The organism is Bradyrhizobium sp. Ses1, from assembly GCF_059512365.1.
Window position 1 is genome coordinate 24,515 of record NZ_JCAMOQ010000050.1, and the last position, 24,781, is coordinate 49,295.

Consider the following 24,781-nt stretch of genomic DNA (forward strand, 5'->3'; position numbering starts at 1 on the left):
GCACGGATTGCCCGAGATATAGCCCATCACTCCCTCGATCGATCCGCTACGCCGCATCATACTGCGAGACATCGCGTATCAGAATCTTGTTCGAGGAAAGCGTCTTGCAGGTTACTGCGAAAGTTCGAGCGCTGGACGCGCGCTATCGCGTTCGTTTCCAGCGAGTGGTGCTCGCCGTCTTGATTTGCCTCTCCAGCGGAATTGCCCGTGCTGGCGACGATGACGATAATTCGTCGGAGGGGGCGTCGAGCACGCCGAACATCTACGTCGACATAAGAACTTCCTACGCCAAAGTGCCCGCCGGTGCGCTGGCAGTCGGTTTTGGCAATTCGGCCTTGGTCGCGGCGCTGCAATCGGCTGCCATATCGAACGCAGGTAGCTTGCCGGCAATTGCAGGCGGGGCGACGCTGCCGGGCGCCCAGAGCGTCGTGGTCGATCTTCCCATGACGGTCGACGTGACCGATAACGTCTCGCTCTATGCTGGCGTATCAAACAGCTCGACCGGCACTCCGACGACCGGCTGGTCGCCCGTGGCGATCACGAGCTGGAATCTCGGATTTCAGGCCAATCTCTACAACCAGAACGGCGGCTCGATTCCGACCTTGAGCTAGCAATCGACCATTACCCAGGCGATTCCGAATGGACCGTTTGCCACCGCGACATTTACCAACGTTTTCGAATTCGACTATGCGCTCGACCAGGAAGAGACTCGTGGGTGGCTCGCGGGGGTGCAGGACACGCGGGTTATCGTCGGCAGTCCGCTCGTGACGATCCATCCGGATATCATGGGCTATGTTGGCGGTTACTACCAATGGCCAAACAATTGGAAGTTTACGGGCCGCGCGGGCGTGCAGTTTTTCGGCGGCGCTCAGTTCTTGAACCTCGTGTCGGTCTCCTCCTTCACCCAGCCGGTCGTGCGACTCGACCTCGACCGGATGGACGACAACGACAACCGCCTGTTTGGCGTGACCGCGCAGATCATGTGGACGCCAAAGCCTGCCTACCAGCTCACGCTCAGGACGCCGCTCTATTTCGTGCGCAATTAGGCTGCCGGTCACGATGACGGTGTTCGGCAAAGTTGAATTAGGCGATCGCCGCTCAACATCGCCGGTTGTCAGAATTTGCATATTCGTCAGCCCGCTGCGGCAACTTGGCCACAGTCGGGAAAACTAAGAGCATGCGTCAGATTCTGCATAGCCGGTTGGGCGCATTCGATGCGACTACCGCTGCACGATTTCTTCAATCAATCAGGTGCGGCAATGAACAATATTGGAAGGTGTGGAGTCGCGATCGCGGCTTCGCTGATGATGGGCGGCTACGCGGCCGCGGCGGATTTGCCGGCGGCGCCCGTCTACAAGGCGCAGGCTCCTGTTGCCGCTGTCTACAACTGGACGGGATTCTATGTCGGCGGCAACGCCGGATTTGGCTGGGGCAGCCAGGATCCGCTGGTGCTGTTCTCCAACAGGTTCGATCGTGCCAGTTTCGACATCAGTGGCGGCATGATCGGCGGCACGTTCGGCGCGCAGATTCAGCAGGGATATGTTGTGCTCGGCTTGGAAGGTGATTTGGACTGGGCCAACATCAAGGGCTCGTCAGTCGTAGCACCCAGCGTTCTCGGCATCGGGCAGGGCGTCATGCTGAACACCTCGTCGAGCATTACCGCGATGGCAACCGTGAGGGCGCGGGTCGGCGTCGCCATGAACAACGTGTTGATCTACGCCACCGGCGGCGGAGCCTTCGTCAGGTCGACCGCCAGCGCGTCGACCATCGCCGGCGTACCCTGCGGCACGCTTGGCGTCCTGCCGGATTGTTCGGGCTCGTCCTGGCGTCCGGGCATCACCGCGGGTCTGGGCCTGGAATATGGCTTCACACCAAATTGGTCGGTGAAGGCCGAGTATCTCTACACGAAAGTCGTCGGCACCGGAGTCAGCACGGATGAATTGAATGTCGTGCGTGGCGGCATCAACTACCGATTCTGAACAGGACGCATCGATGATCATATTCGGTCTTGTTCGGCGCACCTTCGCGTCCGGCGTTGTTCTCTGCGCGGCCATTTTGGGCGGCGGCGCAAACGCGCAGGGCGATGACGCTTCGCTCATCCTGAAAAGAATGTCCGCCTATATCGGCGGTCAGTCGACCATCCAGGCGGCGTTCGATTCGGATATCGAAGTCATCACGGACGATCTGCAAAAGATTCAGTTCGCGAGTTCCGGGCAGGTGATGCTCAGCCGTCCCGACAAGCTGCGTGCCAGCCGGACGGGAGGCTACGCGGACGTCGAGCTGGTCTTCGACGGCAAGAAGGTGACGGTCTTCGGAAAGCATGTCGGCGCCTATGCCCAGGCAGATTTTTCCGGCAGCGTGGACCAGCTGATCGACAAGATGCGTTCCGAGTTCGGCGTCGAGGCGCCGGGTGCCGACTTGCTGCTGTCGCGGTCGTTCGATGAACTGATGACGGGCGTATATGATGCCAAACACGTCGGCCGTGGCGTCATCGACGGGGTCGAGTGCGAGCATCTCGCCTTCCGTTCGTCGGACACCGACTGGCAGATATGGATCGAAGCTGGGGCCAATCCCATCCCCCGCAAGTTCGTCATCACCAGCAAGTCGGTGACCGGAGCGCCTCAATACACTCTGAGGATCAAAGACTGGAAGACGAACATCCAGCCGCCGGCCGACGCCTTCGCCTTCAAGCCTGCGGCTGAAGCGAAGCAGGTGGCTTTCGGCTCGCTTGTGAACATCGACGAAGTGCCGCCGGGATCACCACAGGGAGGAAAGAAATGACATCTTCCATCACCAAGTCCCTGCAGTTCGCAGGAGTCGCGGCCGCCTTGATTGTCGGCCTGTTCACGAGCGACAAGGCGCTCGTTGAATCCGGCTCCCTTGTCAGCCAGGCGCATGCGATCATCGGCCGGCCCTTGACGCCCATGAGTTACGCTGGCGTTGCCAGGCGCACGACGAGGCGAGCGGTGACGGCAGGAGCTGTCGCCGCGGGAGCAGCGGTCGGAGCGGCTGCCGTGGCCGCGCCGGTTGTTGTCGCACCCGCATGCGTCCAGGTGGTCGATGCCTATGGCCGCATTTACATGCGCTGCCCCTGACCCATCGGCTTACACGGTGCACCGATTCGACCATAGCGTTGCATTGATCCTGATCGCGCATCCGAGCCGATAGTTTCAGCTCGGATGCCGGTCGCCCGCGAAGGCGCGCGGAATCCGAGATCCGGATCGTTTAAAATCTCTCCACATCCGATTCATTCCAATGGGGTCCCCAATGCGTTCGAGACTGCTGCTTTCCGCCACTCTGCTGGTTGCCACTATGGCTTCAGCCAAGGCCCAGACGCCGCTGTCGGCCTATGTCGATGCGAACGGATTCATCGATGTCCAGAAGCTGACCTGCGCGCAACTCGCAGGGACCTACCAGGAAGACGCCGATGCGCTGACGGCCTGGTATAGCGGGTGGTACAACGGCCTTGCCAAGAAGCATTTCCTCGACCTGCGCAAGGGCAAGCTCGTGGAGCACGAAGTCATCGTCTACTGCAAGGCCAATCCTGAAAAACTCATCATCGATGCCATTGCCGTCGTGTTCAAAGCGGAGCGGGAGTTGATGGGCATCCAGGTGAAGTAGCTCATCTGCGACCGGCGTCGGTCGCCGGCGGCAGACCAATTCGCTTGTGCATTGCCAGCCGCAGAGCCTCCGACCCTGCTTCACCTGTGCTGCCGCTCTGACGGAGCGGGATTTTGGGTTTGAACGATTTCGGGCAGTACACCGAGGCCATTCGGGGCGCGAGGGTGACATTTCTGAAATCAGCTCCGTCCTACCATCGTTGGGGAGTGAAGTATCTCACATTGAATCGCACGATCCTTCAGTTCGGAGCCGACGGTGGCCCGGGGATCGTCCATGGTGTCACCGACCCGAATTTTACGACGCTGATAATCCAGTCGTCCAATTTCGACGATCGCGTCGTGCTCGATGGCGCGCCATGCCAGGCGTCGGACCTGGTCATTTTTCCTCCAGACTGTCACTTCACCTTTGTTCGTTCCGGCCATGTCGAATGGGTAGCGTGGTCGCTGCCGGAGGAAGAGAGTCTCGCAAGGAAGATCCTTCCCGCAGCCACAAGTCAGGAGTCGCCGAAGACCGCCAAGCATCTCGTGCGGCTGCCAGAGCCGATCGCATCGAGACTGATCGAAGCATCGAGGCAGGCTCTGCGTTCTATCTTCGATTCCGCTCCCGCCGACCGGCCCATCATGGCCCGGGAGACCGAGCGCGCCTTGATGGATGAGCTGGCTTACGTCTGGGACAGCCGCCTGGGCGAAACCCTCCTGCCCAACAAGTACACCCTCTCGTCCGAGCGAATCGTTCTGGAGGCACTCGAATTCATGCGGACAAGGCCGGCAAGGATTATCAACATCACGGATATCGTGAAAGCTACCAAGGTTGAGTACCGAACCTTGCTGCGCGCTTTCGTGCGCTATCTCGGCTTCTCGCCAAAGCACTATCTGAAGCTGCGGCAGCTAAACCTCGTTTACCATGAGATCCGTCGCGAGAATGGCGCATCCGCCAGACTCGTCGATATCTTGGCGGCTCATGGTGTCACCGAGTTTGGCAGGTTCGCCGGCCGCTACCGGTGGCTGTTCGGCGAGTTGCCATCCGAGACACATCGTCGGTTTCGCATGTTGAGGTCTGGCAATTCGCTATGAGTGGGACTGCTGTTTTGGTGCAACACTGCGGCGAAATGGTTGGCGCTGACAGTTTCTGCATACCCACTGAACCGAGGTCGATGGCAATTGGCTTATGTGTTTTCCACTTTCGATGAGGCTCCAAGCGATGAAAAAAATTAGCTTACTTACCGCAGCGGCGATGATGTCCGTTTCGTTCACGGGTATTGCAAAGGCCGCCGACCTTCCACAGCGGCCCGTCTACAAGGCGGCGCCGATCGCGGCGCCGATGATGTACAACTGGTCCGGCTTTTATCTCGGCGCGAACGGCGGATATGGCTGGAGCAACCAGTGCATCGATATCACCGCCATCAACGGATTTGGCGGCTTCTTCTCGGAAGGCTGCAAGAGCGCCGGCGGCGGCGTCATCGGTGGCCAATTCGGCTATCGCTGGCAGGCCGGACAACTGGTGTTCGGTCTGGAAGCGCAGGGCGACTGGGCCAACATCCGCAACACGCGCATCAGTGGGCTGGGCCTGGACAGCATCACCTTCAAGTCGACCCTCAACGGCTTGGGCCTCTTCACGGGTCAGCTTGGCTATGCGGTCAACGAGAGTCTGTTCTACGTCAAGGGCGGTGCCGCGGTTGGTAGCCAGAGCTTTGCCATCTTCGACACTCTGACCGGCGCGGGCCTTGCTTCTTCGGATCGGACCCGCTGGGGTGGCGTCGTGGGTGTCGGCTTCGAGTACGGCTTTGCCCCGAATTGGTCGGCCGGCATCGAGTACGACTATCTGTGGCGGGTGAACGAGAGCAACACCTCCCTGACGCCGGCGCTGGCGCCTGCGGTCACTTCCATCACCACCAATACCAAGACGGACGTGAATCTGCTCACGCTTCGCGTCAATTACAGGTTCGGCGGTCCGGTGGTCGCCAGATACTGATGAAGAGAGGACGCCGGCCAATTCAGCCGGCCTCCATTCTTTCACATCATGCCTGGACCCAGGTGGTCCCTGATTTTGGAGTTGATCATGCTGTCAAATGCGATGCGTGCGGTTGCTTTTCTCGGTGCTCTGGCGATCACCAACGTGGCCTTGGCGCAAGACCCGTCGCCCCATGTGCCGCTAAAGACGATCGGGGCCACCAAACCCCAGGTCGTTCCATCGCTGATTGTTTTCAACTCCAAAGGCGCGAACATGCAGCCCGGCAAGCTGCTCCTCACCGGCGTCGCGCCCAACGCGATCATATTTGCGGATCGGCCGGTTCGCTCGGCCGGCCATGATCTGACCAGTCATATCGTGGAAGACTGGGGAACTGGCAGCGACAATTTTGCGAAGAATCCGCCTAATGCCACGGTGTCCGTATTCCAGAAGGACGGCAACGCGGTGCGCGATGTCGTTGTCACCTTGAAAAATCCCAAGCTCGACGGTGATAACCTTGCCTTCGATGTTGATGTTCTCGAAGGCGATATCAAGGGCGCCGACGGCCCTGCCTCCGTCTTTATCGACATCATTGGCCTTCCCTTTACGCCGCTTTCATTTGCGGGCGTGGCGCGACGTACAGCCTATCGGGGTGCGTTCTATGCTGGAGCGGCCGCGGCGGCTGGCGCTGCTGCAGCCTACGCCTACCACCCGTATTATTATCGGCCGCCGGTTTGCGGATACTATCCTTATCCTCCATGCTACTAACGGAACTGCGCGGAGTCTGGCCCGGCGTCTTTGCGCCGGGCTAGCTGCGGGCTGACGCGTCTACGGATTTGGTTTGCGATGGCTGAGGTCGTTCAGTGAAAGGCGAGCCTCGCGCACCAGATCGACCAGCGAGAGCGTGAAGAAGCTGAGGGCGACAATAAAGAGCAGGGCAACGCCGTATTCATGCTGGAATTGAAGGAAGGAGGATACAAACGCCAGGATCACCAGCAGCGAGGTGATTGCGCTGGTCGTCGCGAGAACGATCGCCTTGTTCAAGAGCACGGCGCGGCGCCTAAGGTGCGGCACGTCGGGGTGCGTTCTGAAAGCGTCGTCCTCGATTGTCGCATGCAATCCCTGTAGCCTGTCGACGATGCGATTCATCCGTCCGATCAGAACCGAGACGAAGGCCGCAACCGAGCCAAGGAGAAACGCGGGCGCAGTCACCTGCGAAATGACCTGCGACAGATGCGCGGCGGTCGGTGTATCGATCGGCATGGATGCTTTCCTCAGGCGGGAGGAAGCCGCCAAGCCTCCCCTCGCGCCGTGGCTTTCATATTTCAAGTTACGTCGCTTTTTGGGCCGCCGGGATCGACCATGTACCGTCGAGGATCGACGGATCGTCCTCGTTCGGCCAATACATGCGCAACATCAGGATGAACTTGCCGGCCGGTGCAGGCAGCCAGTTCGACTCCTTGTCGGCCCCGGGCGACTGATTCTGGATGTACAGGTCCGTTGAGCCGTCCGGATTGGTCTTGAGGTTCTGTCGCGGGCTGATCGAGTACCGATTGATCGGGTTGGGAACGAAGAAGTAGTTGGCGTCATACATGGTAACAGACCAGAAACCGCTCACCGGCGGCAATTGGCCCTTTGGAAAACGCATGACGTACTTGTTCGAGCCGTGATAGTCGCGGCCGTCTGCGTCCTTTAGCGAAATCGGATAGACCGCGTCTCTATTGCGGTTCGCGCCGAGCCCGATCGCGGTGACCAGCGCGCGGTTGAGATAGTCGGTCCCGTAGACGCCGGTCTTGGTGTCGTAGATCCATCCGTTGATCTTCTTGATGGCGTCGTTGACCTTGAGCTGGAGCATGATGCGATCGAAAGCGGCGCGGGGAATGCGCTTGACGAAATCGGCGTCCAGCTTGCTGGCATCGAAGTCCTGGCCCGGGACAAGACCGATCTTCGCGAACCGCGCGAGTTCGGGCGCGTCGGCAGCAGAAGGGGGATTCGCCTTCATCAACTGGGCGAGCAGGGTGAAGTATTCGGCCGCATCCATTCGGTTGACCTGTTCGCGCACGGCCGTCTTCATGTCGATGGACGGATCGACCTTGCCCGGCGGCGGCGTGTAGTCCTTTCCGTAGGAGCTCAGCGGCACCAGCTTGAACTGGTCCTGCAAGGCGTGGACGGCAGCGTAGTCTTCCGGAGTGCCCGTGCAGTAGATCCGGCCGAGCAGCCAGACGATATTGGTTGGGGCCTTCAATTCCTTGATACCGGACGGAAGCGTGCCGCTCCAGCCGGGGCCGGTGATTGCATAGGTCTGCGCCCCGGTGCCGGTTGTGCGTTTTCCGGGTACGGCGAACACATTGGTCCAGCCGTCGAGCATCGGCAGCAGGAAATACCTGTCCTTCATGTCTGGAATGCTCAACACCCATGGCTCCTTGCCGACGTCGAAAAATGCTGTGGTGTAGAGCGTATCGGCGTTTGGTGCGGTCACGTCGCGAAACGAGGCGTCCGGATACTGACGCAGCTTGATGATTTGCCCCATGGGGCCGCGCGTGCCCTCCGCTTTGGCCACGTTGGTGAAGACTCGGCGCGTCATCTCGATTGTGACAAGTGGATAACCGAAGACATAGGCGTCAGTGGCGAGCCAAAACTCTTCCGCCCCTTCAACGATATCAAATATGGGACCCTCGTGCGCTCGGAGGATCGACGGGGTCAGTGCGGAGGAAGCGGCGGCGAGTCCGGTCTGCAGCGCAAAACGGCGGGTGATATCCATCGGTCTTTCCTGGGATTGGTTTCGTTCAAGACGGTTGTTTGGCGCGTTGCGGCGCTCCATTTTGTGCCGCGCGAGGCAGGCTAGCGTGTGCTTCCCAGCATCGGCTATGCAGTTTCTGACCTGGATCGGGGCCATCCAATCAATTGAATGACGAAGCGGGGCTTGCCTGGCGGGCGCATGCCGAACTCGAAGACCCTACGCAGGCAACAAACCGGACGCGGCTGGCGGCATTGCTTCGCGCCCCAGGTTGCAGATTACCGAATCTGCATAGGCGGGTCGCTGCGTTTTCGGCAAATTGGCAAGCGGACGAGAAGACGCTTCGCGCGTCATGCCCGTCCACTATGGAAACGGAGTATTTTGATGCAAAAGCGATCGACCCAGAGCCCGTACATGCTGACGAAGCGCGATTTCCTGCGATCTGCCGCATTGGCGACCATCACCACGGCTGGCGCGACATCAAGCCAGGCCTGGGCCCAGTGGTCGGAGCGCCCCGGCTTCTTCAAGGCCAAGGACATTGCAGAGGCCGGATTCATCTATGGCCTGCCGACCGTGATGGCTTACGGCATCATGTATGAGTACGCGGTCGACAAGTCGTCGGGCCAGTACAAGGCGCCGTTCAATACGCTGTTCAACGTGGCGCGCGTCTTCACCTACGAAGATACTGCGGTTGTCACGCCCAACAGTGACACGCCGTATTCGTTCGCATGGCTGGACTTGCGGGCCGAGCCCCTTGTCTTTTCGGTGCCGGCGATCGATCCCAAGCGCTACTACGCGCTGCAGCTGAACGACCTTAACACGTATAATTTTGGCTATGTCGGCACGCGCGCCACCGGTAGCGATGCCGGAAGCTATATGGTCGTCGGCCCGCGATGGACTGGCTCGACACCAACCGGCATCAAGAAGGTGTTCCGGTCGACCACAGATTTCTGCCTGGCACTTTTCCGCACGCAGCTGTTCGACCCGGGCGATATCGAGGCCGTCAAGAAGATACAGGCCGGCTACAAAATGCAACCGCTTTCCAGCTTCCTGAACCGGCCCGCGCCCTCGCCGGCGCCGGCGCTTTCCTTCCCCAAGTTCGAGAAGGACCTCGTCCGCACCGAGTTCTTCGAATACCTGGATTTCGCCCTTCAATTCGCACCGGCGCTGCCGGAAGATCGCTGGATCCGCGAACAACTCGCTAGAATCGGCGTGGGGCCGGGCAAGAGCTTTGATTTCCGGAGCCTGTCGCTGGAAGACAAGGCCGAGATTCTGCTTGGCATGAAGGAGGGCGAGCGCAAGGTCAGCGAGGCCGTTGCGACCCTCGGCAAGGACATCAACGGCTGGCGCGTCGGCGCGCCGTTCGGCGATGCCGCATTCTATCATGGCGACTGGCTCATGCGTGCGGCAGCCGCGAAGGCAGGGATCTATGGCAACGACGCGGTGGAGGCCATGTATCCTCTAGGCAAAGTGGACGCCGATGGCAAAGAACTTGACTGCTCCAAGTCGAACTACACGCTGACCTTCCCGGCGGGACAGCTGCCGCCGGTCAATGCCTTCTGGTCGGTCACGATGTATGACGGCAAGACGCAGCTGCTGGTGAAGAACCCCCTCAACCGTTACCTGGTCAACTCGCCGATGTTGCCGAACATGAAGCTCGGCTCCGACGGCTCGCTGACGATCTACATCCAGAACAAGTCTCCGGGAGCAGACAAGGAGGCAAACTGGCTGCCGGCGCCGGATGGTCCGATCTACGTGGTGATGCGACTGTACTGGCCGAAAACCACGCCGCCATCGATTCTGCCGGCCGGTGAGGGGACGTGGAAGCCTCCCGGCTTCAAGCGCGTATCGTAGAGATCGGATTTGTATCGGCCGGATGCGCGGCGACAGTGTCGCGGATGCCGGCATCTGGCCGACACTGGCGTGCTACCGGGCTTGTGAGTGTGCAATCCCGGTGCACGCCAGATAGAGGAATTCAGTCGTGCTCATCGTTCTGACGCTCTACCTCGTTCTGGTATGGCTCGTCTTCTTCAGGCTCAAGCTGGTGAGGTGGGGCTGGGCGTCCGGCACCCTCGCGGGGCTCGTCGGCGCTTTCATCCTTGCGATGTTTCTGGCGATGTTCAACTACCTGACCCCGTCGGGAAACTTTGTCGTGATTTCCCGCGTCATGGAGGTCGCGCCCAATGTTTCCGGCGAGGTGATCGAAATCCCGGTCAAGCCGAACGAACCGGTGAAAGCCGGCGCCGTGCTGTTTCGCATCGATCCAGCGCCGTTCCAGTACAAGGTCAGCCAGCTCGAGGCATCGCTCGCCCAGGCACGCCAGCAGGTCAAGCAGCTGAGCGCCAGTTACGAGCAGGCGACGGCGAATGTCGATGGACTGATCAAGCAGCTCGCCTTTCACACCCAGCGGCTTTCCGATTACCGCAAGCTCGTGAGCGAGGACGCGCAGGCCGAGTTTAAATTGCAGGACGTCCAGGTGCAGTACGACACGGTCGAGTTCCAGCTCCAGGCGGCCAAAGCCGCGCAGCTAAGTGCGCGATTGGCAATGGAGTCGGAAATCGGCGGCGTCAACACGACCGTCGCGCAGATTCAGGCCCAGCTCGACAATGCCAAATGGGAGCTCGAGCAGACGACGGTCCGCGCCGTCGGCGACGGTGTCGCTACGATCATGGCGCTATCCGTCGGCGACCGCGCCCTGCCGGCGCGCCCGGTGATGTCCTTCATCGTCGCAAACGATATCGTCATCACCGGCATGTTCCCGCCGAACGGATTCACGACCATCAAGCCCGGCGCGCAGGTCAAGCTCGTGTTCGATGACGACCCCGGTCGCATCCACGAAGCCACGGTCACTACCATTCCGCAGGGTGTGGGGCAGGGGCAGATCGCAGTCTCAGGGACGCTGGCGCGGGTCGGATCGATCGGCGGCGCCAGGGTCTATCCGGCAGCCATTTCGATACCGAAGACCGTCGACCGCAGCCAGCTCAGGCTTGGAATGCCAGGCACCGCCACTGTGTTCGCGGAGAACGCCGGCGTCATCGGCTTGCTGATGTCGATCCTGGTCTGGTTCAGCTCCTACATGGCATATTTGTAGACGCCTTCCGTTTCACTCCCAGCTACCAATCGGTAGTCCACCCAGGTATCTCCGGAGGAAAAAATGGGTCTTCGATCTGCAGGCGCTCCTGCAGCCATCGTTTCGGTCATTCTGGTCGCCGGGTTGTACGCCGGTGCCCGCGGCTACGCCCAGCAATCAACAGGCCAATTGTTGATATCATCGGGGTTCAATCCCATCGCAGCCACCACGCCGGAGATGTTGAATCGGCTGATGTCATTCCCGCCCAATCAGTTCCAACTACGGCAAAAGGGCGGACGTCCCTACTACGTCTACGCGGATCCATCCGGATGTACCTGTGCGTATGTCGGCAGCGTGGCCGCGATGGACAAATATCGCGCCAGTTATGGTGCATTGCCGGCAACTACGCTCTCGGCAGGTGGCTTTACGGATCCCGAGCAGAACCTGATTAACAGCATGGATGACGAGGACGCCTCAGCCCAGTTCAACAATGACGTATTTGGTCCGGACTTCTAGGCTCCTCGGATAGCAGTCGCTCTATCGTCAGCCGCGCGAAGCTGGTTGCGCTCTAAGTACACATACCCGCGAACAAGAGAAGCGCCCGAAACGGCAGGCAATAAGACGACGCCGTCGGGCCAAGTGCCACTTTTGAACGGAAGATGCGCAATTTCCTGGGCCATAAATTCTGGGCGCGCGGATGCTTTGTCATGACCATTGGTCGTGATGAGGAAATGATCCGCGCGTAAGCGAACGGGCGACATTCGTTCTGAGCTCGAAGTAAATTGCCGGCTTGTTCGGCGCAGCCGGACTGTCGCTATCTTCCCCAGTGTCAGCGCCGCGTGCCGGCGCCGCGCAGCAGCGCGTCAGCATCATGCTGGCCAGCAGCCCCCCGGCCGGTTCTGCTGACTTCAGTCAGGCCAATGACGACGGCGTGTCGAATCAAGCGATACTTTCAATCACTCGGGCGGCAGGGCGCCCGAGGCGAAAGGCGCCTATCGCAGGCGCGATTGTTTGCGAAACTGCCGCGGCGTGGCACCGGCAATTCTGCGGAAGGCGCGGGTGAAGTGCGCCGGATCAGTGTAGCCGGAGGAGAATGCGATTTCGATAATCTTGGAATCGGTGTCGCGCAACAGCTTGCTCGCGATATCGAATCGAACAGTATCCACTAGGTCGGAGTAGGTAAGGCCTGCATGCGAAAGTTTGCGTTGAAAGCTTCGCGTGCTGACGCCGGCCATCTCCGCGATGTCAGCGAGGGTTGGAACTCCTTCATCCAGATATGATGGCAGCATCAGCTTGAGTGATTCGATGATTTCATAGCCAGAAGAGCCACCCTCGTCATTGTGCGGCGGAGGCCCTATTTCGTTTGGAAGGTTAGAGAGGCTCAGGGACGAGATTGGCACGTCGATCCATGAGGCATGCTGGCCCGACAGGAAGCGCGTATTCGGCCAGAAGGACTGCGTCGCCGGGCGCGGAGTGTAGCGAGCTTCAAAGGCGATCGTCGCCGGCATCCAGTCGGGTCCTGCGAATTGCCGGACGATGTATATGGAGAAAATGTTCTGAAGCCATTGCGAATGCTCCAGATGCAAGAGCCCATTTGTCCCGGCGAGCCTGCTGCAAATCCTCACATGTTCGTCGGCGTGTTCGATCCAGATGCTCAGGTTCGTGTCCTCCAGCGGCGCCCATTTGCAGACGTGCTGTAGCGCGACCAGCAGCGTCGGGGAATGAGCGATCAGGATTCGGGTTTTCTCGCTCAGGTGAGAAAAGTTCAGGCGCCGGGTGGCGAGGAAGCCAAAATCCTCAATGTCCTGCGTTCTCTGAGCGCTCTCCGCGAAGCGGATTGCCGGCAGTATCGGGACGTAGAGGGCGCTCTTTTCCTCCAACGACGACGGGAGACGAAACTTTTCGAGAAGCGAACTGGTCGGTGCGCCAATATCGGTTAGAACGTCAGCGAAAGGCATAAGGAACTGGCAGCGCGTCAACGGAAGTCTAGCCATTGGTTCACCCCTCGACCGTAAAATTGATGCTCTCGGCCAGCCGGAATTTCGTTGAGATCGGGCGTTCGCACCGCCGGCGAGAACGGAAAAATTCGCCGTCCGGCTTTCGGCACGCTCCGGTCTCGCATCGCCGCGGTATGTTGCATCGGGCAGCAGCGACGCTCTCTTTCGATCCGACCTCTGTCGGTTTTTGGCGGCTTATGGCCAGACGGCCAACAATTCCGTTCATAAGCTTACATGAAATCAAGACGACGACCTGAATGGAAGGAAATTCAGCCTTTCGTGCTGCGTCCATGAAGCCTGTCCCCTGCCTTCGCAGTATCCGTGCGCGCGACGATGGTTGGGCGAGAGCCGCTGGGTTGATCGAAAGGCAATTTCTGACAGGCCCTGCTTGTCCAGGGCAGCCGTCGCAAAGCAAATGGCTAGCAGCAGCGGCATGTACTGATCCGCCTTTTCTTCCAAAGACGTAGGTAGCTGAAATTTGGCGAGAAGCGATGCTGTGGGGCCGCCCATTTGTGAATGAAGCTCGGAAGGGCATAAGAAACTGACAACGGGTCAACGGAATTACGGTCGTTACTACCTGCAGAAAAATTTGCCGCGTTCGCAGCCTAGCAGGTTTGCTGATTTTCTTGCCTTGTCTTTTGTCGCGTAATGCCAAGCCCTGCGGGAAAGGCGCCCGACTTGCTCCCTTTTGATGCAAATTTGGCGGCTGATGGCCAGATTCGGGCCGGAAACGCCCTTAGCCTTGAAACATCGGTTTTTTCCTAAGGGGCACATGGGGCTTCACGCCCCACATCAACCGATGAGAGCTATCCCATTGCCTTCATCCCCGGAGGTTCGCGCGGCCATTGTTGCGTCGCTGCAACACGGTGACGCAACTCTCGATAGTACGGCCCGCGCACTCAAAGTCAGTTCGCGAACGTTGCAGCGTCATCTCGGCCGCATGGGCACAAGTCACAGCAAAATGCTTGCCGAGGTTCGCCTGAACGTCGCTTGCCATTTGCTCGCGGACTCAAGCAAGCGCCTGTCGGAAATAGCTAAATTCCTTGGGTATGCCAACGCAAGCAGCTTCAGCCGCACTTTCGCGCGCTTGATGAAAGTTCAACCCGTTGTCTACAGGCGGCAGCAACTTGCCCGTAAGCATGGGCAGGCGCCCCATCGCAGACGACCATGCGCGACCGATAGCTGAATTATTCCGCAAGATTGGCGTGAAATGGCAAGACGCGCGATCTGAATTGGCGCGAAACGTTTGGCGAGAATTCCAGGCTCCTGAAGGAGCCATTTTGTTTTCGACGTTCGAATGAAGGGCAGGGACGCTATGGGACGCTATCTGAGCCGGCCGAAGAAAAAGCAGTCTGCCTTTATAGAAGAAAGAACAACCATGCCGCTTCGCTCAGCCCTGATCGCCGTTTGCGCTGCCGCATCGCTGGTCTGGCCCCAGGATATTTTTGCTCAATCGGCACCCGAACATAAGCCGCATGTGCCGCTTGAGAAAGCGATCGGCCAGGCCAAGCCGGAAGTCGTGCCCTCGCTCTTCGTCATCAATTCGCGAAGTGCGAGCCTGAAGGATGGCAAGCTGGTGCTGGCAGGGGTTTCGCCGAATGCAATCGTGTTTGCAGATCGGCCGGTTCGGGCGGCCGGTCACGATCTGACAACGCGAATTGTCGAGGATTGGGGCAACGGTAGCGACAACTTTGCTAAAGATCCTCCGAACGCCACGGTTTCCGGGTTCAAGAAGGACGGATCATCGGTGGCAGATGCCGTCGTTGTACTGAAATCGCCCAAGCTTGAAGGCGACAAGCTGACTTTCGATGTCGATGTGCTCGAGGGCGACCTTGCGGGGGCTGACGGACCGGCATCGGTCTTTATCGACATCATTGGGCGACCGCTCACGCCGCTGTCCTTTGCTGGCGTTGCCCGCCGGACGGCCTGGCGCGGCGCTTTCTACCGTGGCGCTGCCTATGCGGGAGCGGCCGCCGTGGCAGGAGCTGCGGCCTATCCTTACTACTACGCGCCCCGCTGCGGATACTATCCCTATCCGCCCTGCTATTGAGCGGCGCAGGCTGGCGAGCAGCGTAGCCACCGCGTCATGCAGTCACTTCGCCGAGCACGAGCGGCCGAGCGCAAAACCAGCTCCATCCGTTCGAGACAAACAAGAAGAGCTAGGGCCATGCGCCGGACGACTGTCGTTGCGCCGTCGGCGAGCCTTGCGATCGTCCAATCGGCGCATGCACACGCTGATCTGAGCGCTTACGCCAGTCCCGACCGGCGCATTGTCGAGGCGATCGCAGTCGCGTGCCTGGCACACGGGATAGGTTGAATGTCCAAGCGTCATCAGCTCTCGACCATTCGAGGAATGATATCCGCGCGACAGCGAGATGTCTGTTGCGATCTGGTAGGACAGGCTGAGAAATTGGCTTTGAGCCGTGCCGATCAAGCGCTATCTATTTCGGATATATGTCGGACCCTTGCGGTGAGTGAGCGTACGCTGCGCAATGCATTCGCCAAGGTTCACGGCGTTCCGCCCTGTAGGCGCCTGCGCATGTTGCGGTTGTTACATGCCAGGAAAGTTCTTCTGGCGGCCGATCGTAAGCTGACCACGGTTACCAAAGTTGCAGCAGCTTTTGGCTTCGGTGAGCTAGGGCGCTTTTCTGTCGAATACAGAAAGGCATTCGGCGAGAGCCCGTCTCAAACGCTTGACGAAAAAATTCCGACTTGCTGTAGCGGCGCCAACGGTGATCTCGGCGCAACGTCGCGGGCTGAATTTGCATAGCGTGGCTTCCGGAGGTGACATCAACTGTATGAACTAACGGATTGCGGACGGAGGGAGATCGATGAGTCGAGGTGTGGTACGCGCATCGCGCGGTCGATTTACAGCTGGGCCGTCGCGGTATCGGCAGCCACCCTGCAGATATTGTCGGGAGAGGTCCAAGCCGACGAAGGCGGAGTTTCATATGGGCTTCCCGGCACCTTCAGCAGCCTTGCGGCGCCCCCAGGTCCCAGGTTGGTCTATGGCCGAAGTTTATTATCACACGAGCGCAAGCGCCTTCGGCAGGACAGCGGCTGCCAGGGAAATCGAGGTCAGCAGATTCGTGGCCACGGCGAACGTAGATCCGAACCTCCGTTTGAATGCGCAGGCGGATCTCGTGCTGCTCAATCCTACTTACACGTTCGCGACGCTGGTGCTGAGTGGACAACTTGCCATCGGCGTAACCGGGCTGTTCGGGCGCTCGAGCGCGAACCTTGACGAGAGCTGACGGCGGTTGTCGGCACCGCTGGTGACCACGCGGACGGGACGTGTTGGCGACTCGATCACCTCAGTCGGCGACCTGTACCCGCAGGCGACACTCAAGTAGAACGCCGGCGTGCACAATTTCATGACCTGCGTGATGGGAGGTCGCTCTCACCCGACCGGTAGCCCGAGGTCTTTCAATGTTCCTCCGTATGAGCGAAGATCTGCGCTCGTCCCTGGGCTCACGAACGGCCTTATGCGTAAGATTGGGTGAGGTATCGTAGGTTTGGTTGGTGTGGGGAAAGGTGGTAGCGCTCCCCCGCTACCAATCCTGCCACACTCCTTTGACCTGGTTTGGATAGGCCTTTTCCCCGAGCAGGGCATTTAGTCGGCCTGCTATCTCCACGGCTACACCACCTGGGCGGCCTGGATCGCGGAACACAGTGACCGTCTCGACCAGGTGTTTGTGCCGAAAACCTCATTCGAGTTGATGACGTGGTGGAATCGCCTAAGCCGGCGGAATGATCGGGCTGTTTTGCTTCGTTCTTTCCGCCCTGGCCTCTCCATTCAAGTCGAAGTTGCGGCTTGAAGCGGAGAACGCGGTGCTTCGACATCAGTTGATGGTCTTGAGGCGTAGGCTGCATGGTCGCGTCGGGCTCACGAACCATGATCGCTGGTTCTTTATCCAGCTGTATCGCTGGTTTCCATCAATCCTGAAAGTTCTTACCATCATCCGCCCGAGACGCTCGTGCGGTGGCATCGTGCCGGCTTTCGCTGCTACTGGCGTTGGAAGTCGAGCGCACGGGGAGGGCGACCGAAGATCGACACGGAGCTCCGCGCGTTGATCCGGCGGATGAGCGGCGACAATCCGCTCTGGGGCGCACCACGTATTCACGGTGAACTGCTCAAGCTCGGGTTTCAAGTCGCACAGTCAAGTGTCGCGAAGTACATGGTCAAGCGGCGTGGGCCGCCACATCAGGGATGGCAGGCCTTTCTGCGAAACCACGCTCCGGACATTGCCGCCATGGATCTGTTCGTGGTCCCGACCATTGGCTTCAAACTGCTGTACGGCTTCGTGATCGTACGGATTGACCGTCGAGAGCTGATCTGGATCAACGTCACAACCAACCCCACGGCGGAATGGATCGCACACCAGATCACCGAAGCTTTTCCTTGGGATGGGGCTCCGGGTTATATGATCCGTGATCGCGATCGGATCTATGGCGCCGTCGTCACACGGCGATTGCGCGCCATGGGCATTCGAGACAAACCGATTGCACCCGCTTCACCTTGCCAGAATGGCTTCGCCGAACAGCTGATCGGATCGATTCGGCGGGAATCTCTGGACCACATCATTGTCCTGGGCGAGGTGCATCTGCGCCGCATTCTGAAATCTTACGCCCATTACTATAATGGCACGCGCACTCACCTATCCTTGAACAAGGACGCGCCGATGTCACGTTCCGCCGAGGCAGCAGGACGCATTCTGTGCCGTCCGATCCTGGGTGGACTGCATCACCGATATGCTCGCGTTTGATTTGCGGTAGGCACAAGCTCGGCTATGCCGATCGTCCAGCCGAGAGCTCCGACATGGCCTTCATGGCGTTCGGCATCGTGTTCGGCAGCCTGGTCGGCGCCTTCACGATCCGGATCGGGGGCATCCCGCTATCGCTGGGCACAGCCGTGGGTGCGATCGTCGCGGGCATCATCTGCGGCCATATGCGCTCGACCATGCGCACCTTCGGGCACATCCCGGACCCGGCCATCTGGGTGTTCAACAATGTCGGCCTGAACGGCTTCATTGCCTGCATTGGTCTGAACGCGGCACTCGGCTTCGTTGGCGGCATCCAGAACTACGGTGTGACCCTGTTCCTGGCCGGCACGCTGGTGACACTGGTGCCTATCATCGCCGGACTGCTACTCGGCCACTACGTGTTCAAGTTCCACCCGGGCATCATGCTCGGCGCCTGCGCTGGGGCACGCTCGACCACCGCCGCACTCGGTGCGCTGCAGGAGGCCGCCAAGAGCAATGTCCCGGTCGTGGGCTATGCGACGGGCTATGCGGTGTCCCGTCTCGTGATGGCACTGCTGACGATCGTCGTCGTCAACGCCTTCAAGGCGCCCACTTCTCACGCCGCCGCTGTCCTCCGAGGACGCGGCGGCGTTCTCTTGACGGTTCGCTCCGCTCCACCACCGCAAGAGGAGCTTGCCCGTTTGACTCTGCTCGGCGCTCATTTCTGGTGGTGATGGATCGCGCACGAACGGCGGCTTTTGGCGGACTATCAAGGCGCTATGTGGCGAGCTAAGCCGCCCTCCGGTACGAAAACAGTGCTTCCAGCATAGTGGGTCCAGCGATGTGGCGGACCCCCGCTACCAACGGCCACCCCCGATCGAGCCGTTATGAGCGGCAGGACAAACGGTGCGATGCACGTGTGGTGGGGCGTCCGCCTGCGTACGGTATGTTCATCCGACTTGGCTATGTCGATGGAAGACAATCGGCGGATCCGCGCCGTCGACGAGACCGGTCAAGATCGGTCCCTGCAGTGCGCTCTCAAGGCCGTCTTGTACCAACCAACCCGGCGTCGCTTGGCGGCGACGAGCTTGGATGATGTCACCACGTCAATGATCCTTCAGTCGAAGGGGTAGCACGAGCAGTGCAATAGGCATTTTCCGCCGAATCAATCGCTTTCCAATTCGAATAAATCGGTAATAAGCTGCGTTCCTTGGACAACGGAGTCGCCCAGAGCGTGGAGTAGTTTGCCTCACTATGGATTTGATGGAGAATAGTGTCGGTGCATGGCGTGTCGGCGTGCTGTTTTCGCAGACAGGCGTCACATCGACGATCGAGCGGACGCAGCTGAATGCCACCTTGCTCGCGATCGAGGAAATCAACGGGAAAGGAGGAGTTCTGGGACGGCCGATCGAGCCCGTGTTGTACGACCCTGCTTCCGATCCCAAGAAATTTCGGGCTTTCGCGGAGCGGTTGTTTCAGGTCGATCGGATCAGGCTCGTGTTTGGCTGCTACATGTCGAGCACGCGCAAGCAGGTCTTGCCCGTGGTAGAAGCGCACCGTGGTCTCCTGTTCTATCCGACCCTCTATGAGGGTTTCGAGTACTCGCGCCATTGCATCTACACCGGCGCGGCGCCGAACCAGAATTCACTGCAGCTCGCCAAGTTCCTCCTGTCCGCCTATGGCAACAGGTTTCTGTTCGTCGGCTCCAACTACATCTATCCCTATGAGTCGAACCGCGTGATGGCGGACTTCGTGGTGCAGAGCAAAGGCAAGGTGCTGGACGAGATCTATGTGCCCCTGCGCCCGGATCCGAAAGATTTTGACAAGGTCATCAGCCGCATCAAGAAGACTTCGCCCGACGTCATCTTCTCCACTGTGGTGGGCAGCGGCACATCCGTGCTTTATCGTGCCTATCGCGCGGCCGGCCTGGATCCGGCGCGCATGCCGATCGCGAGCCTGAGCACCAGCGAAGCGGAGGTTGCGGAAATGGGTGCCGAAGCCGCCGAAGGCCACATCACCGCTGCTCCCTTCTTCGAGACGCTTTCCTCGCCGGCGGCAAAGCGCTTCGTCACCAGCTTCAAGGAGAAGTATGGTGCTGATGCTCCCGTCACCGCCTGCGCCGAGGCCGCCTATTTCCAGCTTCATCTGGCGTTTCGTGCGGTGGCGAAATGCGGCTCCGACGATCCCGAACAGGTGCTCGGAAACTTGCGCGACGCAGAATTCGATGCCCCGCAGGGCCGCGTCAGGGTCGATCCGGAGAACAATCACACCTTCCTGTGGCCGCGGATCGCCCGGCTCGACCGTCACGGCCGTTTCCAGACGGTCTGGAATCCCGGCGTGCGGGTGAAGCCCGATCCCTATTGTGTCGTCCAGAGCCTCGACGATTGGTCGGTCGAGCTGCCGTTGCTGCACTCATGAGCACCCCGTAACGGAGAACTGGACGTGGCCATCCAAATTCTTCGGGACTTGCGCGGGTTGCGGGTTCACGTCGTGCATCCGGCTGACACCGAGCGCACGAGGTTGGTCGAGCATCTGCGCCGCATCGGGTGCATGGTCGAGACTCAGTGGCCGGTGCCGGACTGCTGGGCCGAGGGTGCCGACATCGTGCTGCTCGCGATCGAGCACGACGTACGCGAGGAGATCCAGCAGCTGTTGAAGTCGGATGCAAACCACCGGCCGACGCTGATCGCCGTTGTCAGCTACGAGGATCCGTCCACGCTGCAGCTTGTGCTCGAAGCCGGCGCGGTCGCAGTGATCGAGCGGCCGATCAGGCCGTTCGGTCTGCTCACCAACCTGACGATCGCGCGCAGCCTCTGGCTCGAGCGGCGCGAGGCCGACAAACGCGTGCGCAAACTCGAGCGCAAGCTCGCCGGCATCCAGCGCATCCAGAAGGCGAAGGTCATTCTGATGGACGGTCAGGGATTGAACGAAGCGGAAGCATACGAAACGATCCGCAAACAAGCGATGGCGAAGCGGTTGTCGATGGACGACATGGCGGCCGCGATCATTCACGCAAACGAGCTGTTGCAATACCGCGTGAAAGGTGATTAGCTTTTGAGGCGTCGCGAGAGGAAATCCTTCTCGCGACTTTTGCTGGACCATCGATGCTGCTGGTTCAGCTCAGGCTAGGTAAGCCCGAAAGATCCGCGAGGATCTGTCGGGCTTTTTTGCTTTGTGGGGTCGAGATTCGCCGCCGACGCGTTAGCGTTTTCGGGGAGCGGCCTGATCTGGGATTTTTCTGGCTTCGAAACAACGTGCTTCGGCGCGAACGGCTTGGTGTGCCTCGACACATGGGGAGTGTAGGTATGGCGATCGACAGACGCAGGTTTCTGAGGAATGGCTTGCTCGCAAGCGGCACGGTGATCACGTCGCCATGGGTCTTTCAGACCGGCGCGCGTGCGGCGGGCGAGGTCAAGGTCGGCGTGTTGTTCTCTCTGACCGGAGGTCTTTCGATTATCGAGAAGTCGCTGCATGACGCCACGCTGATGGCCATCAGCGAGATCAATGCCGCCGGCGGCGTCAAAGGGATGAAGGTCGTGGCGATCGCCGAGGACGGCGCATCCGATCCGAAGACCTACAACGAAAAGGCTTCGAAGCTCGTGATCCAGGACAAGGTGCCGACCGTGTTCGGTTCCTACACGTCGGCGAGCCGCAAGGCGGTGCTGCCGGTGTTCGAGAAGCGCAACAATCTCTACTTCTATCCGACCTATTACGAAGGATTCGAATGCTCCAAGAACGTCATCTATACCGGCGCCGTTCCAAACCAGCAGCTTTCGAATTTCATCCCCTGGATCATCAAGACGCTCGGCAAGAAGAAGTTCTTTATCGTCGGATCAAACTACATCTATCCGCGCGAGATGGCGAAGGTCTCTAAGATCCTGATCGAGAAGAACGGCGGCGAATGGATCGCCGACGAATATCTCGAGCTCGGCCATTCCGAATGGGGCTCGATGGTCAACAAAATCAAGAGCTCGGGCTGCGACGTTGTGCTGTCCAACGTGGTCGGCGACTCCGTGGTCGCCTTCTACCGCGAATACAAGAACCAGGGCTTGACCCACGACAAGCTGCCGATCTGCGCCACCGTTACTTCCGAGATCGAGATCGCGGCAATGGGCGCGGAATATGCGGTCGGTAGCTACACTTCGTTCCCGTACTTCCAGGCGATCGACACCGATCGCAACAAGGCCTTCGTCGAGCGCTACCGCGCCTTCGTGAAGGATCCGAAGGCGGTGACGCACCATGCGCTGGAATCTTCCTATTTTCAGGTGTTCCTGTGGAAGCAGGCGGCCGAGAAAGCCGCTGAGATCGCGCCAACCGCGATCCGCGAGGCGGTGAAGGGACAGGAGTTCGATGCGCCGAACGGCCACGTGAAGATCGATCCCGAGAACCTGCACACCTACCTCACGCCGCGCATCGCGCAATGGCTCCCGGACGGGCAGGGCAAGATCATCGACGCCTATAAGGAGCCGGTCGTACCGTTGCCCTATGTCGCCTATGGCGAGACCCCGACCAACCTGTTCTGCACAGGCAAGGGGCTTGACACGGCCAAGCTGAAAACCTGATCGAGGCATACAGCCTCCGCCGCGCTTGCTCGCGCGCGGTGGAGGGTGGGGCGGTGGCATGCTTGAAGTTCTCTTTATCGGTCTCAGTCTCGGGTCGATCCTGCTTCTGGTCGCCCTTGGCCTTGCGATCACCTATGGCGCGATGGGCGTGATCAACATGGCCCATGGCGAGATGGTGATGGTCGGCGCCTATGTCACGGTGCTCTCGGGCATCTGGCTCGGCACCAATATCTTTGTCGCGATACCGCTCGCCTTCATCGTCACCGCGCTGCTCGGGCTCTTGATCGAGCGCGTGGTGGTGAGGCGGCTCTACGGCCGCCTGCTCGACACGCTGCTTGCGACCTGGGGCATCGCCATCCTGATCCAGCAGGCGGTACGGCTGGAATTCGGCCTGTCGTTCCTGGGCATCCACATCCAGGGCCTGGGGCCGGGTCTGCAGAATGTCGCCGTGCCGCCCTATCTGCAGGGCACGTTCTCGTTCCTCGGCGCCGATATCAACCGCTACCGCACCTTCATCATCCTGGTGACCGCGATCCTCGCGCTTGTGACTTGGTTCATCATCTACCGCACCGCGATCGGCACGCAGGTGCGCGCCATCATCCGCAATCCGAAGATGGCGGCAGCCTGCGGCATCGACGTGACCCGCGTCAACGCGCTGACGTTTGCGTTCGGGTCCGGCCTTGCCGGCGTCGCCGGTGTGATGATGTCCGGCTTCAAGACGGTGTTTCCCGATATGGGCACGTCGATGGTGGTCGACGGCTTCCTTGTCGTTGTCATGGGCGGCGTCGGTAGCCTGCTCGGCTCGGTGTTGTCGGCAGGCATCCTCGGCGAGATCAACGGGCTGGTGGCGGCCGCCACTAACGACATCCTGGCGCGTGCGGTCGTGTTCGGCGTCGTCATCGCCATCATCGTGCTCAAGCCGAAAGGGCTGTTCGCCCTGAAGGGGCGCTAGCGATGCCGATGAAACGCAAGATCGACTGGGCGATCTATGCCGCGTTCGTGGTGCTGGTGATGCTCCTGCCGCTGGTCATGGATGCGTTCTGGCTGAATCGGGTGGCGAAATATCTCGTGTACGGCATGCTCGGTGTCGCCGTGGCTCTGTCCTGGGGCTATGCCGGCATTCTCAATCTCGGCCAAGGCCTGTTCTTCGGCGCCGGCGCCTATATGCTGGCGATGTCGCTGAAGCTCGCGAGCACGACCAGTCTGCAGCAGGGCTCCGACAAGCCGGTGCCGGATTTCATGCTGTGGAACGCCGAGCCGGGCGCGCCGACCGAGCTCTGCTGTATCAACAAGGCCTCGTTCCTCTGGCTGCCGTTCCAGAGCCAGTGGTTCGGTGTTGCCATGGGACTGATCCTGCCGGTGCTGCTCGCCACCATCCTCGGCACCATCGTGTTCCGCAAGCGCATCTCCGGCGTATTCGTCTCCATCATCACGCTGGCGCTGGTGCTCCTGGTGCGGCTGGTGGTGATCGACTCGCAGCCCGTCACCAACGGCTTCAATGGGCTCACCGATCTCGGCTGGTTCAATGTCGCGGGCCTCGAATTCGACCCCTACATCGTCCCGACCTATTACCTCGTCGCGGTTTCGCTCAGCCTCGTCCTTGTCGGCACGCGGCTCCTGATCGACACGCGTTCCGGCCTGATCTTGCAGGCGGTGCGCGACGACCAGAATCGGGCGCGCTATCTCGGCTTCGACGTGCCGGCCTACCAGACCTTCTTCTTCGCGGTCTCGGCGGCGATCGCGGGTTTTGCCGGCATGCTTTACGTGATCGTGTCGGAGTTTGCTTCCCCGACCTTCATGGACCTCACCTTCTCCATCACCATGGTGGTGTGGGCCGCCGTCGGCGGGCGCGCTTCGATCCTGGGGGCCTGCATCGGCGCGATCCTGATCAACACGATCTCGGCCACTGTCAGTGAGACCGAAGGCTTTGCCGAGGCCTGGAAGGCGATCATCGGCCTGATCTTCGTGCTGGTGGTGCTCTATCTGCCGCGCGGCCTTGCCGGGCTCGCGCATGATTTCATCGATCGCTTGCTGGCGCGCAAGCCTACGGCTTCGCCGCAGGCGCTGCCGGTGAGCGACACATCGTCACAATTGGCGGAGTAGGC

26 protein-coding genes are annotated in these 24,781 nt (G+C 60.1%); 23 read left to right on the forward strand and 3 right to left on the reverse strand.

Annotated elements, in window-relative coordinates; all coding sequences use genetic code 11:
* Positions 1–104: 104 nt before the first annotated feature.
* From AC5ZG5_RS36545 to AC5ZG5_RS36585, 9 genes are all read left to right on the forward strand, one after another.
* Entirely contained in the window at positions 105–611 is a 507-nt protein-coding gene (locus tag AC5ZG5_RS36545) for a hypothetical protein (RefSeq protein WP_456645614.1), read from the forward strand.
* A 117-nt stretch (positions 612–728) separates the two neighbouring features.
* A complete protein-coding gene (locus AC5ZG5_RS36550; protein ID WP_456645613.1) occupies positions 729–1,046 on the forward strand; it encodes a hypothetical protein in 318 nt (105 codons plus the stop codon).
* 213 nt (positions 1,047–1,259) lie between these two features.
* The gene (locus AC5ZG5_RS36555) at positions 1,260–1,979 is read left to right on the forward strand and encodes an outer membrane protein (protein WP_456645612.1); all 720 of its coding nucleotides are present in this window, start codon (positions 1,260–1,262) and stop codon (positions 1,977–1,979) included.
* The gene (locus AC5ZG5_RS36560; protein WP_456645611.1) at positions 1,945–2,781 is read left to right on the forward strand and encodes a DUF2092 domain-containing protein; all 837 of its coding nucleotides are present in this window, start codon (positions 1,945–1,947) and stop codon (positions 2,779–2,781) included. The genes AC5ZG5_RS36555 and AC5ZG5_RS36560 overlap by 35 nt, the downstream gene beginning before the upstream one ends.
* Positions 2,778–3,095, forward strand: a complete 318-nt coding sequence (locus AC5ZG5_RS36565; RefSeq protein WP_456645610.1) for a hypothetical protein — start codon at positions 2,778–2,780, stop codon at positions 3,093–3,095. The genes AC5ZG5_RS36560 and AC5ZG5_RS36565 overlap by 4 nt, the downstream gene beginning before the upstream one ends.
* Positions 3,096–3,267: 172 nt before the next feature.
* Positions 3,268–3,621: an HdeA/HdeB family chaperone gene (locus AC5ZG5_RS36570; protein WP_456645609.1), complete on the forward strand. Its 354-nt coding sequence runs from the start codon at positions 3,268–3,270 to the stop codon at positions 3,619–3,621.
* A 119-nt stretch (positions 3,622–3,740) separates the two neighbouring features.
* A complete protein-coding gene (locus AC5ZG5_RS36575; RefSeq protein ID WP_456671253.1) occupies positions 3,741–4,694 on the forward strand; it encodes a helix-turn-helix domain-containing protein in 954 nt (317 codons plus the stop codon).
* A gap of 127 nt (positions 4,695–4,821) precedes the next feature.
* Entirely contained in the window at positions 4,822–5,592 is a 771-nt protein-coding gene (locus AC5ZG5_RS36580; protein ID WP_456645607.1) for an outer membrane protein, read from the forward strand.
* A gap of 87 nt (positions 5,593–5,679) precedes the next feature.
* Positions 5,680–6,336, forward strand: a complete 657-nt coding sequence (locus tag AC5ZG5_RS36585; protein WP_456645606.1) for a hypothetical protein — start codon at positions 5,680–5,682, stop codon at positions 6,334–6,336.
* A gap of 60 nt (positions 6,337–6,396) precedes the next feature.
* On the opposite strand, the gene AC5ZG5_RS36590 is transcribed toward AC5ZG5_RS36585, so the two are convergent.
* On the reverse strand, positions 6,397–6,831 hold the full coding sequence (locus AC5ZG5_RS36590) for a DUF2721 domain-containing protein (protein ID WP_456645605.1): 435 nt from the start codon (positions 6,829–6,831) through the stop codon (positions 6,397–6,399).
* Positions 6,832–6,898: 67 nt separating this feature from the next.
* Positions 6,899–8,329 carry a DUF1254 domain-containing protein gene (locus tag AC5ZG5_RS36595; protein WP_456645604.1) on the reverse strand — a complete coding sequence of 477 codons (1,431 nt, stop codon included), beginning with the start codon at positions 8,327–8,329 and terminating at the stop codon, positions 6,899–6,901.
* Positions 8,330–8,719: 390 nt separating this feature from the next.
* Between AC5ZG5_RS36595 and AC5ZG5_RS36600 the strand changes: the two genes are divergently transcribed.
* The 3 genes from AC5ZG5_RS36600 to AC5ZG5_RS36610 all read left to right on the forward strand — a co-directional run bounded on the left by AC5ZG5_RS36600 (position 8,720) and on the right by AC5ZG5_RS36610 (position 11,891).
* On the forward strand, positions 8,720–10,159 hold the full coding sequence (locus tag AC5ZG5_RS36600; protein WP_456645640.1) for a DUF1254 domain-containing protein: 1,440 nt from the start codon (positions 8,720–8,722) through the stop codon (positions 10,157–10,159).
* A gap of 127 nt (positions 10,160–10,286) precedes the next feature.
* Positions 10,287–11,396 carry an HlyD family secretion protein gene (locus tag AC5ZG5_RS36605; RefSeq protein WP_456645603.1) on the forward strand — a complete coding sequence of 370 codons (1,110 nt, stop codon included), beginning with the start codon at positions 10,287–10,289 and terminating at the stop codon, positions 11,394–11,396.
* 63 nt (positions 11,397–11,459) lie between these two features.
* A complete protein-coding gene (locus AC5ZG5_RS36610) occupies positions 11,460–11,891 on the forward strand; it encodes a hypothetical protein (protein ID WP_456645602.1) in 432 nt (143 codons plus the stop codon).
* Positions 11,892–12,367: 476 nt separating this feature from the next.
* On the opposite strand, the gene AC5ZG5_RS36615 is transcribed toward AC5ZG5_RS36610, so the two are convergent.
* On the reverse strand, positions 12,368–13,369 hold the full coding sequence (locus AC5ZG5_RS36615; RefSeq protein WP_456645601.1) for an AraC family transcriptional regulator: 1,002 nt from the start codon (positions 13,367–13,369) through the stop codon (positions 12,368–12,370).
* An 802-nt stretch (positions 13,370–14,171) separates the two neighbouring features.
* On the opposite strand from AC5ZG5_RS36615, the gene AC5ZG5_RS36620 reads away from it, so the two are divergent.
* From AC5ZG5_RS36620 to urtC, 11 genes are all read left to right on the forward strand, one after another.
* Entirely contained in the window at positions 14,172–14,558 is a 387-nt protein-coding gene (locus AC5ZG5_RS36620; protein ID WP_496165505.1) for a helix-turn-helix domain-containing protein, read from the forward strand.
* Positions 14,559–14,750: 192 nt separating this feature from the next.
* Positions 14,751–15,422, forward strand: coding sequence for a hypothetical protein (locus tag AC5ZG5_RS36625; RefSeq protein ID WP_456645639.1), 672 nt, complete (start codon positions 14,751–14,753; stop codon positions 15,420–15,422).
* 267 nt (positions 15,423–15,689) lie between these two features.
* Positions 15,690–16,142, forward strand: a complete 453-nt coding sequence (locus AC5ZG5_RS36630; protein WP_456645599.1) for a helix-turn-helix domain-containing protein — start codon at positions 15,690–15,692, stop codon at positions 16,140–16,142.
* A gap of 238 nt (positions 16,143–16,380) precedes the next feature.
* Positions 16,381–16,626, forward strand: coding sequence for a hypothetical protein (locus AC5ZG5_RS36635; RefSeq protein WP_456645598.1), 246 nt, complete (start codon positions 16,381–16,383; stop codon positions 16,624–16,626).
* A gap of 828 nt (positions 16,627–17,454) precedes the next feature.
* Positions 17,455–18,138: an integrase core domain-containing protein gene (locus tag AC5ZG5_RS36640; RefSeq protein ID WP_456645597.1), complete on the forward strand. Its 684-nt coding sequence runs from the start codon at positions 17,455–17,457 to the stop codon at positions 18,136–18,138.
* Between the two features lie 53 nt (positions 18,139–18,191).
* Entirely contained in the window at positions 18,192–18,848 is a 657-nt protein-coding gene (locus AC5ZG5_RS36645) for an aspartate-alanine antiporter-like transporter (protein ID WP_456645596.1), read from the forward strand.
* Positions 18,849–19,368: 520 nt separating this feature from the next.
* Positions 19,369–20,532 carry a transporter substrate-binding domain-containing protein gene (locus tag AC5ZG5_RS36650; protein ID WP_028165350.1) on the forward strand — a complete coding sequence of 388 codons (1,164 nt, stop codon included), beginning with the start codon at positions 19,369–19,371 and terminating at the stop codon, positions 20,530–20,532.
* Positions 20,533–20,556: 24 nt separating this feature from the next.
* Positions 20,557–21,165 carry an ANTAR domain-containing response regulator gene (locus tag AC5ZG5_RS36655; protein ID WP_456645595.1) on the forward strand — a complete coding sequence of 203 codons (609 nt, stop codon included), beginning with the start codon at positions 20,557–20,559 and terminating at the stop codon, positions 21,163–21,165.
* 254 nt (positions 21,166–21,419) lie between these two features.
* Complete coding sequence (locus AC5ZG5_RS36660; RefSeq protein ID WP_456645594.1) at positions 21,420–22,676, forward strand: ABC transporter substrate-binding protein; 1,257 nt, start codon at positions 21,420–21,422, stop codon at positions 22,674–22,676.
* A gap of 58 nt (positions 22,677–22,734) precedes the next feature.
* On the forward strand, positions 22,735–23,628 hold the full coding sequence (urtB, locus tag AC5ZG5_RS36665) for an urea ABC transporter permease subunit UrtB (protein WP_456645593.1): 894 nt from the start codon (positions 22,735–22,737) through the stop codon (positions 23,626–23,628).
* Between the two features lie 2 nt (positions 23,629–23,630).
* The gene (gene urtC, locus AC5ZG5_RS36670) at positions 23,631–24,779 is read left to right on the forward strand and encodes an urea ABC transporter permease subunit UrtC (protein ID WP_456645592.1); all 1,149 of its coding nucleotides are present in this window, start codon (positions 23,631–23,633) and stop codon (positions 24,777–24,779) included.
* Positions 24,780–24,781: the final 2 nt, after the last annotated feature.